At 44.8% G+C, this 10,407-nt stretch carries 10 protein-coding genes, 16 tRNA genes and 1 rRNA gene; 24 read left to right on the forward strand and 3 right to left on the reverse strand.

Going from position 1 to position 10,407, the window contains the following annotated elements; translation table 11 throughout:
• The first annotated feature begins 208 nt into the window (after positions 1-208).
• The 20 genes from rrf (at position 209) to ACFPRA_RS18445 (ending at position 4,089) form a co-directional block, all read left to right on the forward strand.
• A 5S ribosomal RNA gene (gene rrf / locus ACFPRA_RS18350) occupies positions 209-323 on the forward strand.
• A gap of 37 nt (positions 324-360) precedes the next feature.
• Positions 361-435, forward strand: a tRNA-Asn gene (locus ACFPRA_RS18355).
• A gap of 3 nt (positions 436-438) precedes the next feature.
• Positions 439-530 (forward strand) — tRNA-Ser (locus ACFPRA_RS18360).
• 17 nt (positions 531-547) lie between these two features.
• A tRNA-Glu gene (locus ACFPRA_RS18365) sits at positions 548-622 on the forward strand.
• Positions 623-800: 178 nt separating this feature from the next.
• Positions 801-876: transfer RNA gene (locus ACFPRA_RS18370), tRNA-Val, on the forward strand.
• 31 nt (positions 877-907) lie between these two features.
• Positions 908-982: transfer RNA gene (locus ACFPRA_RS18375), tRNA-Met, on the forward strand.
• Positions 983-985: 3 nt separating this feature from the next.
• Positions 986-1,061: transfer RNA gene (locus ACFPRA_RS18380), tRNA-Asp, on the forward strand.
• Positions 1,062-1,083: 22 nt separating this feature from the next.
• Positions 1,084-1,159, forward strand: a tRNA-Phe gene (locus ACFPRA_RS18385).
• A 13-nt stretch (positions 1,160-1,172) separates the two neighbouring features.
• Positions 1,173-1,248, forward strand: a tRNA-Thr gene (locus ACFPRA_RS18390).
• An 8-nt stretch (positions 1,249-1,256) separates the two neighbouring features.
• Positions 1,257-1,341, forward strand: a tRNA-Tyr gene (locus ACFPRA_RS18395).
• Between the two features lie 7 nt (positions 1,342-1,348).
• Positions 1,349-1,422, forward strand: a tRNA-Trp gene (locus tag ACFPRA_RS18400).
• A 24-nt stretch (positions 1,423-1,446) separates the two neighbouring features.
• Positions 1,447-1,522 (forward strand) — tRNA-His (locus ACFPRA_RS18405).
• A 37-nt stretch (positions 1,523-1,559) separates the two neighbouring features.
• Positions 1,560-1,635: transfer RNA gene (locus ACFPRA_RS18410), tRNA-His, on the forward strand.
• Between the two features lie 10 nt (positions 1,636-1,645).
• Positions 1,646-1,717 (forward strand) — tRNA-Gln (locus tag ACFPRA_RS18415).
• 4 nt (positions 1,718-1,721) lie between these two features.
• Positions 1,722-1,796 (forward strand) — tRNA-Gly (locus ACFPRA_RS18420).
• Between the two features lie 10 nt (positions 1,797-1,806).
• Positions 1,807-1,880, forward strand: a tRNA-Cys gene (locus tag ACFPRA_RS18425).
• Between the two features lie 40 nt (positions 1,881-1,920).
• Positions 1,921-2,001 (forward strand) — tRNA-Leu (locus ACFPRA_RS18430).
• 117 nt (positions 2,002-2,118) lie between these two features.
• Positions 2,119-2,580 (forward strand): SRPBCC family protein, encoded by a 462-nt coding sequence (locus tag ACFPRA_RS18435; protein WP_381437938.1) that lies wholly within the window; start codon positions 2,119-2,121, stop codon positions 2,578-2,580.
• A gap of 110 nt (positions 2,581-2,690) precedes the next feature.
• The gene (locus tag ACFPRA_RS18440; RefSeq protein ID WP_381437940.1) at positions 2,691-3,236 is read left to right on the forward strand and encodes an RNA polymerase sigma factor; all 546 of its coding nucleotides are present in this window, start codon (positions 2,691-2,693) and stop codon (positions 3,234-3,236) included.
• Positions 3,190-4,089: a hypothetical protein gene (locus ACFPRA_RS18445; protein WP_381437942.1), complete on the forward strand. Its 900-nt coding sequence runs from the start codon at positions 3,190-3,192 to the stop codon at positions 4,087-4,089. The genes ACFPRA_RS18440 and ACFPRA_RS18445 overlap by 47 nt, the downstream gene beginning before the upstream one ends.
• A gap of 218 nt (positions 4,090-4,307) precedes the next feature.
• Here ACFPRA_RS18445 and ACFPRA_RS18450 read toward each other — a convergent pair whose 3' ends face one another.
• Positions 4,308-4,823, reverse strand: a complete 516-nt coding sequence (locus tag ACFPRA_RS18450; protein ID WP_381437944.1) for a hypothetical protein — start codon at positions 4,821-4,823, stop codon at positions 4,308-4,310.
• Positions 4,824-4,853: 30 nt separating this feature from the next.
• Positions 4,854-5,546, reverse strand: coding sequence for a B3/B4 domain-containing protein (locus tag ACFPRA_RS18455; protein ID WP_381437946.1), 693 nt, complete (start codon positions 5,544-5,546; stop codon positions 4,854-4,856).
• A gap of 61 nt (positions 5,547-5,607) precedes the next feature.
• Here ACFPRA_RS18455 and queG point away from each other — a divergent pair, with 61 nt between their 5' ends.
• From queG to ACFPRA_RS18470, 3 genes are all read left to right on the forward strand, one after another.
• Entirely contained in the window at positions 5,608-6,747 is a 1,140-nt protein-coding gene (gene queG / locus ACFPRA_RS18460) for a tRNA epoxyqueuosine(34) reductase QueG (RefSeq protein ID WP_381437948.1), read from the forward strand.
• Positions 6,748-6,764: 17 nt separating this feature from the next.
• Positions 6,765-7,238: a tRNA (uridine(34)/cytosine(34)/5-carboxymethylaminomethyluridine(34)-2'-O)-methyltransferase TrmL gene (trmL, locus tag ACFPRA_RS18465; RefSeq protein ID WP_381437951.1), complete on the forward strand. Its 474-nt coding sequence runs from the start codon at positions 6,765-6,767 to the stop codon at positions 7,236-7,238.
• Between the two features lie 317 nt (positions 7,239-7,555).
• Positions 7,556-7,858, forward strand: a complete 303-nt coding sequence (locus ACFPRA_RS18470) for a hypothetical protein (protein WP_381437953.1) — start codon at positions 7,556-7,558, stop codon at positions 7,856-7,858.
• Between the two features lie 41 nt (positions 7,859-7,899).
• On the opposite strand, the gene ACFPRA_RS18475 is transcribed toward ACFPRA_RS18470, so the two are convergent.
• Entirely contained in the window at positions 7,900-9,201 is a 1,302-nt protein-coding gene (locus ACFPRA_RS18475; protein ID WP_381437955.1) for an NCS2 family permease, read from the reverse strand.
• Between the two features lie 185 nt (positions 9,202-9,386).
• Between ACFPRA_RS18475 and ACFPRA_RS18480 the strand changes: the two genes are divergently transcribed.
• A complete protein-coding gene (locus ACFPRA_RS18480) occupies positions 9,387-10,319 on the forward strand; it encodes a methyl-accepting chemotaxis protein (RefSeq protein WP_381437957.1) in 933 nt (310 codons plus the stop codon).
• Positions 10,320-10,407: the final 88 nt, after the last annotated feature.

A 10,407-nucleotide genomic window follows, 5' to 3' on the forward strand; every position in this document is an offset into this window, starting at 1 on the left:
GGCGACGTGTGGAGCTGACAGATACTAATCGATCGAGGACTTAACCTTGATTTAAAAAGGGCATGGTTGACCCTGATTTTGTGCAAACCAATGTTGGCTTTATCCGGTTTTGAGCGAATAAAATAAAATAATTTCAATTAATTATTTTAAAAAACGCTTGCAAATATCCAATAAGTTTGATATAATAATTATTGTCTTGTTGGAAAGGTCCAGTGATGATGGCGAAGAGGTCACACCCGTTCCCATACCGAACACGGAAGTTAAGCTCTTCAGCGCCGATGGTAGTCGGGGGTTTCCCCTGCGAGAGTAGGACATCGCTGGGCTGTCATTCCTAAAGAATGTAAGTAAGTTACTTATTATTCCGCAGTAGCTCAGTGGTAGAGCAATCGGCTGTTAACCGATCGGTCGTAGGTTCGAATCCTACCTGCGGAGCCAATTGGAGAGCTGTCCGAGTGGCCGAAGGAGCACGATTGGAAATCGTGTAGGCGGCTAACGCTGTCTCAAGGGTTCAAATCCCTTGCTCTCCGCCAGTTAACTACATAATAATGGCCCCTTGGTCAAGCGGTTAAGACACCGCCCTTTCACGGCGGTAACACGGGTTCGAATCCCGTAGGGGTCACCATTTTATTTAAAAGTATTAAATACAACAATTCAAAGTTTGTCGCAACTCCCGTTAAAATTGGGAGAAGCAAGCAGAACAAGAAAACGATTGAGAGAACGAAGAAGCGTACAATGGTACGTGACTGAGTGAGCGAATGAAGTTGACGCAGTAATGCGAAGCTTATCGCAATTTTAACCCAGGAGGATTAGCTCAGCTGGGAGAGCACCTGCCTTACAAGCAGGGGGTCGGCGGTTCGAGCCCGTCATCCTCCACCATTATCTTTGTAACACGTATGAATAACATTATCGCGGGGTGGAGCAGTGGTAGCTCGTCGGGCTCATAACCCGAAGGTCGCAGGTTCAAATCCTGCCCCCGCAACCAAATGGTCCCGTGGTGTAGCGGTTAACATGCCTGCCTGTCACGCAGGAGATCGCCGGTTCGATCCCGGTCGGGACCGCCATTTTCTTTAAAAAATATTATGTGGCTCAGTAGCTCAGTCGGTAGAGCAAAGGACTGAAAATCCTTGTGTCGGCGGTTCGATTCCGTCCTGAGCCACCATTTAATTTACCATGCCGGTGTAGCTCAATTGGTAGAGCAACTGACTTGTAATCAGTAGGTTGAGGGTTCAAGTCCTTTCGCCGGCACCATGGATTTTGGTGGGGTAGCGAAGTGGCTAAACGCGGCGGACTGTAAATCCGCTCCCTCCGGGTTCGGCGGTTCGAATCCGTCCCCCACCACCATCTTTACAGGGGCATAGTTTAACGGTAGAATAGAGGTCTCCAAAACCTTTGGTGTGGGTTCGATTCCTACTGCCCCTGCCATTACTATTGCGATTCAATATGATGGCGGTTGTGGCGAAGTGGTTAACGCATCGGATTGTGGTTCCGACATTCGAGGGTTCGATTCCCTTCAGCCGCCCCATGTGTTACATCCAAATTAAAATGAATTAACTATTATGGCGATTGTGGCGAAGTGGTTAACGCATCGGATTGTGGTTCCGACACTCGAGGGTTCGATTCCCTTCAGTCGCCCCATTTATCTTTTTGGGGTATAGCCAAGCGGTAAGGCAACGGACTTTGACTCCGTCATTCGTTGGTTCGAATCCAGCTACCCCAGTTTCGCGGAAGTAGTTCAGTGGTAGAATACGACCTTGCCAAGGTCGGGGTCGCGGGTTCGAATCCCGTCTTCCGCTCCACTTTATCTAAGGCGGCATAGCCAAGCGGTAAGGCACGGGTCTGCAACACCCTTATCACCGGTTCGATTCCGGTTGCCGCCTCCAATTAGCTTAAGATATACGCTGTGGAAAATTATTTTAATATGCCCGAGTGGTGGAATGGCAGACACGTCGCACTCAAAATGCGATGCCGCGAGGCGTGCCGGTTCAAGTCCGGCCTCGGGTATCACCTGAAAAAGACGCAACTTCGGTTGTGTCTTTTTTCGTTATCTGGATAAGGATTGTGCTACGTTTTCCACATCGAACTTAAATTCAACTCAAACGCTATCGGAGGGCTCTCTATATGCCTTTAATTGTTCATCAAGAATTTGTACGTGCGCCAATCGAACGTTGCTTTGATTTGGCGCGGGATGTAGATACACATACTCGCACAACAGCGTATACGAAGGAGAAAGCCGTTGGTGGAGTCACAACAGGATTTCTGTCTGTCGGGGACGTTGTCACATGGGAGGCCGTCCACTTTGGAGTAAGGCAGAGGCTAACTGCGAAAATCACGAAAATGGATCGGCCGTATATGTTTGAAGACATTATGGTTAAGGGCGCATTTCACTCTTTTACGCACGTTCATGAGTTCATCGAGAAGGAAAACGGTACCTTGATGATTGATCGTTTTTGCTACCGATCGCCTTTGGGGACAATCGGGAGGGTTGCTGATAAGTTGTTTTTGGAATGGTACATGAAAAAATTTATTGTTAACCGTGCAGAGGCGCTAAGGCAGATTGCGGAAGAGGAATTAAATAATTAAGTTAAAGCTCCTTTTGCTTAAGCGATAGGAGCTTTTTGGTATGAAGACCTACCGTTCTCTGTAATATTCCTCGTATGGAATCGTCTAATCTAGTAAAGGGGGGAGAGCGAATGGCAAATCACTCGATTGAGGAATGGTTTCAATTGTATGAGAAGGATATTACAAGTTTTTTAATTTACTATACCGGCAGCATAGATGTTGAGGACCTTGTTCAGGAAACTTTCCTAGTCGCAATAAAAAAAATGCCTTTGTTCAAAGGAAATTCCCATCCAAAGACTTGGTTGATCTCAATTGCAAGAAATCATGTGATTGACCAATATCGTCGGGCAAAGATATGGAAAAGACTTAGGCATTTGGTTTATCAAGAGCAAATGCTTTTAAATGAATTGGAAGAAGGGATAATCGCTAGTCAAGAAACAATTGAATTGCATAGGGCAATTTGCCTACTGAATCCTCGTTACAAAGAGATTGTCATTCTAAGAGGGATTTTGGAGTTGCCTTCTAAAGAAGTGAGCGAAATCGTAAAAAGCAATGTGAATCAGGTGAACGTCATGTTTCATCGATCGTTAAAAAGATTAAAGGAAATATTAGTGGAGGAGGGATATGCTGATGACGGAGATGGAAAAATTACGAGAAACTCTGAAAGACCTTCCTAAATATAGTTTGGATGAAGAGCAGAAAGATCGAATCAACAGGGCATTGAGGAAAGAAACGAAGTCAAAGAAGCAGATGCTAATAATAAAACCTTTTTTTGTGGTTGCCTTACTATGTGCAACGCTGTTTGTGCTAGCCTTAACGAGTGGCAGAGATGGTTGGCTGAATGATTTAAAGCTGTCGTTTCAGCCCCGGGTAGAATTGAATGCGCAGAATGCGGTTATCTTCAAAAATGAAGATTATGATGTAGTCGGGATTGATGAGAAAATTGGAATATTAATGTCTAATGAACATTTTATAGCCGAAGATGCTCGTAGGGGCAGTAAATTGATGCTTTATTTTTGGGGAGATCCTTCGTTGCTTATTGGCAAACAGTATCGGGTGGAGGCAAAGAATACGTACAATTCAACACTCACCTTATCTGAAGGGATTCTTTCTACACCGTTGAGAAGCGAAGACGCACATACTTTGACGAGCTTCCCACCATTTCCTATAGAAGGAAAGTGGCAACTATCATTTTTCGTCGAGGACCAATTGTTTGACGAGTTCACGATGAATATCCTTCCTCCCCTTCCGAAGACGGAACACTATACGCTTATCGATTCGCCAATGGAAATGAACGTAAGTGAGGAGGTTGAAACGTATATTGAAAGTTCTTTAGGAAGCGAAAAGGAAATAAAAGTAGAATTGCTTAATGAAATGGGTATGATTGTTTTCGAAGATACGTTTGTGCGGGAAGGTGATGCAGCAGACTCGCATCGACTTTATCTATTCAGTGGAAAAATCATGTTCCCGGAGAAGGGGAATTGGACATTATTGATCAATGGTGAGAAAACAAGACCTTTCAAAAACTAAATGCCAAATCAAATCGCTCCTAACCGCCGAAACGGTAGGAGCGATTTTCATAGTGGGGAACCCGGTGACACTACTAAGGATTGTCCATTGGCATTGCCTTGGTTGGTCATTGGAAATTGGTCACAAAGTAAATGGGAACAGGTCATTGGTTTGCCTTCATTTAAATTGGAGTGGTCCCCACACTATGCCTTGGAAAGGAGTCTCACCTTTCCAAGGGGTCAGAAATATTTCGAGTCATCAAACGCTAGCACGATGGAATAATTTTTCGCATTAATGAGATTGGATAATTTATGAGCATCTCTTTCCGTTTGTAATGCTTTGAGTCGATAGTCTTCCGGTTCGAATAAGGCAACCCGGTAGATGGTTGTACTTTCAGAGAAACCGTATTGAATCTCTTCTTTTTCAGCAGAGGCAAGCTCTTTGTAAAAGCGGGCTTTAGCACGTAATTGAGTGGCTAGTTCGATCGCTTCGACAATCGCGAGTTGTTGACCTTGGAAATCGATATTATGATCAATATTCGCGCGGTACATAAGGCGATCGAGTGTCCGACTATCCAAACGCACTTCATCCATTTCGATTTCAACGTCTTGAAGCGTACGTGGACCTTTTTCGGGTGTATTACCTTTTTCAACAGTTGTGAAGGCGACGCGTCTCATTTCCTCTTCCAACTCGTGGATGCGCTTTGTTAAAATACTTTTCAGTTTTACCGCTTCAGCAAGTGTGATGGTGGCCATCTGTTCATCCCCCCTGATTCTTGCACAATATTAATTCATTATAATGGAAGTTTGTCCTTTATGTAAAACGGACGACTGTACGTTACCGCCACTTATGCTTGAGAACATGTTGCCGCAAGCGGTTGTCAGTTCCAGCGCTTCAGCAGGATCGAGAGAAGGTCGTAGATAGAAGATATGCAGAGCTTCTGTTGTTTCTTCTGTTACTGCGGTGCGTATCGAATCGACAAATGGACTTCCGAAAGGGCTATAATCATCTTTCAATAAAAGGATATTGGCGAGTGAATTAAAGCGACCGTTTAATCCGTCATAGCCATCATCTTCGTTGCCGCGTGTAACGTTGACATCGCCAACGATTTTTTCACAGTCGTAGATGCCAGCAGGGATTTCGTGTTGTAAGGAAAAGAAGTTATTGAGATCAACGGCCGTGTGGAAGGGTTGGATATAGTTCTGTTTTTTAATCCGTCTCATCAGGGCTTCCGTGGAATGCCGGTAACGGTTAGGATCTGCACCAAGGGATTTCCATATGGCTCGCCATTCTTGTATACCGGGGAAGTCGGTCAACTTTTTCTCTTCAAGTTCAAAGAAAAGTTGTTCTTGAAATAATTGCAAGCGACCTTTTAGCATTTGAGGCGATTCCGATACTGTAATTTTGGTATAATGGTTAATGCCCAATTTTAGATCGGGAATGGTTTCGAATAGCTTAGTATCCATTTCAATTTTCAATGACAACACCCTTTTTTTATAAAATGATAAATCAAGTTTAACATAGAGGAGATGATACAGCGTGAATGCTGTTCGATTGCAGCAGGCGGTCAGGGAATATGCACAGTCCATCGGCATCGATAAGATCGGTTTTACAACAGCTGCCCCTTTCAGGGAACTGAAAAATCGCTTGAAGCGACAGCAGGAGCTAGGGTACCAATCCGGTTTTGAAGAAAAAGACTTGGATAAGCGGACTCAACCGGCATTATTGCTGGATCAAGCAGAGAGCATCATTGCAATTGCTGTTGCTTATCCGTCGAAAATGTCCAATTCGCCTAAGGGGAAGAAAGGCGAACGACGCGGCATTTTTTGCCGGGCTTCATGGGGGATCGATTATCATGTCGTCCTTCGTGAAAAGCTTGCGCTGCTTGAGGAATTTATTTTGAAACAAGTGCCGGATGCTAAAGTCCGCTCGATGGTCGATACAGGGGAACTGGTCGATCGGGCGGTTGCGGAACGGGCAGGAATCGGCTGGTCGGCTAAAAACTGTGCGATCATCACACCGGAATTTGGTTCGTATGTCTATCTCGGGGAAATGATTACGAACATTCCCTTTGCGCCGGACACCCCGATGGAGGATGAATGCGGGGATTGTACGCTTTGTCTCGACGCGTGTCCGACAGGTGCTTTGGTACAAGGCGGGCAATTGAATGCCCAGCGTTGCATTGCGTTTTTGACGCAGTCGAAAAAGCCGATACCTGAAGAGTTCCGGGCGAAAATCGGCAATCGGTTATACGGGTGTGACACGTGTCAGACCATTTGCCCGAAAAATAAAGGAAAGCATAATTTACATCAGCAGGCATTCCAGCCTGATCCTGAACTGGCGAAGCCGTTACTTCAACCGGTGCTTCGGTTATCGAACCGGGAATTTAAAGAGCGGTTTGGAGAAGTGTCTGGATCTTGGCGTGGTAAGAATCCGATTCAGCGAAATGCAATTCTTGCGCTGGCCCATTTTAAAGATGAAACAGCAGTATCTGAATTGATTGCAATGTTGGGGACAGACCCACGCCCTGTTATTCGGGGAACGATTGCATGGGCGTTAGGGGAAATCGGCACAAAGGAAGGCTACCAAGCGTTAGAGGCAGCCTTATTGAAAGAGGAAGATTTTGAAGTGCGTGCGGAGTTACAAAAGGCAATAGAGACACATAAAGAGAGAATCTAATGGGAGGAAATTTTGAAATGGCTATACATGTTGCATTATTTGAACCGCTCATCCCTGCAAATACGGGGAATATTGCGCGGACTTGTGCAGGAACTGGAGTGAAATTGCATCTTATCAAACCGCTTGGATTTTCAACGGATGATAAGATGTTAAAGCGAGCGGGGCTCGATTATTGGGAGCATGTCGATATTACGTATCATGACGGTATTCATGAGCTGTTTGCAGCCTTTCCGGAAGCGGACTTCTATTTTCTGACGAAGCATGGGAACAAGCCCCATACGGCGTATGACTATTCCGATTCAGCGAAGGATTTATTCTTTGTGTTTGGTAAAGAGACGACAGGTCTGCCTGCTGATGTCCTGCAAGCACATCAAGAGCGCTGTCTCCGAATTCCGATGAATGACAATATCCGATCGTTGAATCTGTCGAATACAGCCGCCATCTTGATTTACGAAGCATTAAGACAACAAGCTTATCCAGGGTTGGAATGAAAAAAACGGGACAGCCAAAAGCTTGTCCCGTTTACTCGTATGTAGTGCTTATTTTTTAACTTTACCTGGCTTATCTTCATAACCACCTGTGAAAATTGCAGATAAGAATGCGAAGCAAACGCCCATAATAAGAAGAACTGTCATGGTCTATACCTCCCGTAAAATCAATTGTCTCTATTTTTAAGTATACCCTATTTTGCAAAGGATTGAAATGTCCATTGCAAAGTATTGTGACAAAGCCGGGAAAGTTGAAACTTTTCGTACGCCTATCCCGTAAAGAAGATATAAGATTAGATGCATATGGAGGAAAAAGATAGATGAACTATTCAACAGGTATGAAATGGATCACCGGAATTGCAGAGGGGTTTCTTGCCATCCCAATCATTGGGGGAGCATTTGTCATTGGGACAAATTATTCCGCGTTAGGTGTGATGTTCTTGCTTCACGCGATTACCTTGATCCTTTCCATCCGGGAGGGGCAAGGTAGAGGTGCTTCCATTTTGGGTCTTATTACGAGTGTGGTAAGCATTATTCCGATCATCGGTTGGATTATGCATCTCCTGACAGCAGTGGCGCTTTTACTGTCAGCCCTTACTTCGAATCGAATAAAAACTTGGTAAACAAAAACCCTTCCGATTTAATTTCGGAAGGGTTTTTGGCCTTAGTGCGGTAAAAAGAGAAGCTGATAGGTGAACAACACTGCAAAGACGTATAAAAGGATTGGAACTTGTTTTGCCTTTCCTTTAACGATTTTCAACAGCGGATAGGTGATAAAGCCGAGTGCAATCCCCGTTGCAATGCTTGAAGTGAGAGGCATTGTCAAGATAACGAGAAATGCGGGAAAAGCTTCATCGAACGAATCCCAATCAATCTGTTTGACAGATCCGATCATCAAGCTTCCGACAATGATGAGTGCGGGCGCGGTAATGGCCGCTACACCGGACAACGCGCTGACAAACGGACCGAAAAAGGCAGCGACGATGAATAGGATGGCAACGGTCAAAGTCGTTAAACCGGTACGTCCGCCGACAGCTACACCTGAAGAGGATTCGACATAAGCGGAAGTAGGGCTTGTCCCGAACATGGCACCGGCTGTAGCGGCGACAGAGTCGGCCAGTAAAGCATGGCGTGCACGAGGCAACGTATTCCCTTTCATTAGCCCTGCCTGTTTGGCGACACCGATCATTGTCCCAGTCGTGTCGAATAGCGTGACGATGAGAAATGCCAAGACAACACCGTACAAGCCGTGGGAAATGACATCGCCTGCCGCTTGGATCGGATTCCATACGAGAATACCTTCTGGCAAATGGGGTAACTGCCAGAGAGCTCCTTCAAATTTAAGTTGCCCTGTTAATAATGCGACAATCCCGGTCAGGATCATGCCGATGAAAATCGATCCATAGACATTCAAGGCCATGAGGATAATGGTCACGAGCAGGCCGAATAACGTAAGCAAGACTGGCGCTGAAGTAAGGTCCCCAAGTTTCACGAGATTCGATTCATGGGGTGCGACAAGACCTGATAACCGTAACCCGATAAAAGCGATAAACAAACCGATCCCCGCTGTGATCCCGAGCTTCAAACTTTCGGGAATCGACTGGATCAGTTTTTCACGGAACGGTGTCAAAGACAAAAGGATGAACAAGAGTCCGGCGATAAACACCGCAGAAAAAGCGGCCATATAATCCAGTTGTCCATCCGATGCCAACACAGTGGATGTAAAGTAAGCGTTCAAGCCCATTCCGGGAGCGATGGCGATCGGATAATTGGCGAAAAGAGCCATCCATAACGTCCCGATAACAGCTGCAACAATGGTGGCAAGAAATACTTGCTCGAAAGGAACACCTGCATCTGCCAGGATGATCGGATTGACAATAACGATATAGGCCATTGTTAAAAAGGTTGTAAAACCAGCAATGATTTCAGTTTTAACAGTTGTATTCTGTTCTTTTAGATGAAACACAAGGATACCCCTTTCAAAATACGAACGAAATGAATTACATTTACAATAATATTCGTTTTCGGGATAAAATTCAACTTAAAAGACTAATTTTCTTTATTGAATACACTGCGACTTTTGACACAATTTTTACAATTTCCGTGCAACTTTTTATGGTATTATGAACAAAAGGAAGCGGGGGAATTGAGTTGTTCAAGAGAAAGAGAGCCGTAGAAGATCAAACTCTACAAGTAGAATTAGAACGTTTAAAGTCTTCATATACAGAGAAAGAACAACAGGATCGCAATCGTTTGAGCGACTTGAAAAACGAACTGGATGCAGCAGTCGATCAGCATGAAAAAGTAAACGCACAACATCATATCTTGAGAGAAGCGGTCAGCCAAATCGAAACGAGATTTGAAAACGTCGGGGAATTAAGTGAAAGAACATCTGAGAAATCGCAAGAGCTTTATGAAAAAGGATTATCGCTTGAACAGCAATCCGATAGTATGGTAGGAGAAGCATCGGAAGGGACAACAGAAGTCCATGCGACCGCTGAAGTGATCAAAGATCTTGGCGTTCAAATTCAAGCGTCCGAACAGAATATGACGAACTTAAGTGCCCGTTCTGTCGAAATTCAATCGATTGTCGGTGTCATTGAAGATATTGCAGCGCAGACGAACCTTTTGGCGCTCAACGCATCCATTGAAGCGGCGCGTGCCGGAGAATATGGGAAAGGTTTCGCAGTCGTTGCACAAGAAGTACGGAAACTTGCGGAAAGTACGTCAGATAGTACAGCAAATATCCAAACATTGACCTCTTCACTGCGAGAAGAAATTGAGGAGGCGCTTGAATCGACAAGGAGAAGTGCCGAGCTTGTGGAGAAGGGTGTGGCGGTCAGTTTAGACACAGCTTCCAAGATTGAAAGCATTCTTGGGACGGTTGAACAGAGTCAGGGAGATATCGGCGCCATTCAAGAGATGATTGAAGAGCAGAAAAGATTATCCGAAGAAGTGAAACATGAACTGCTTGGAGCAAAAGCACTTTTCGCACAGGCACAGGATTTGTTCATCGAACATATCGAAGACGCGAAAGAAGTGGATGAGCGACTTGAAAACGGCATCCGTCAGTTGACCTATTGAAAAAGGCCATGGAGCATTGTAAACTGTACCCCTTGTAAAGGACATTTTTAAAAAGCCTAGGCAGTATTAAGAAGATGATCTCTGTATT

The organism is Sporosarcina soli, assembly GCF_042655805.1.
GTDB classification, from domain to species: Bacteria; Bacillota; Bacilli; order Bacillales_A; family Planococcaceae; genus Sporosarcina; species Sporosarcina soli.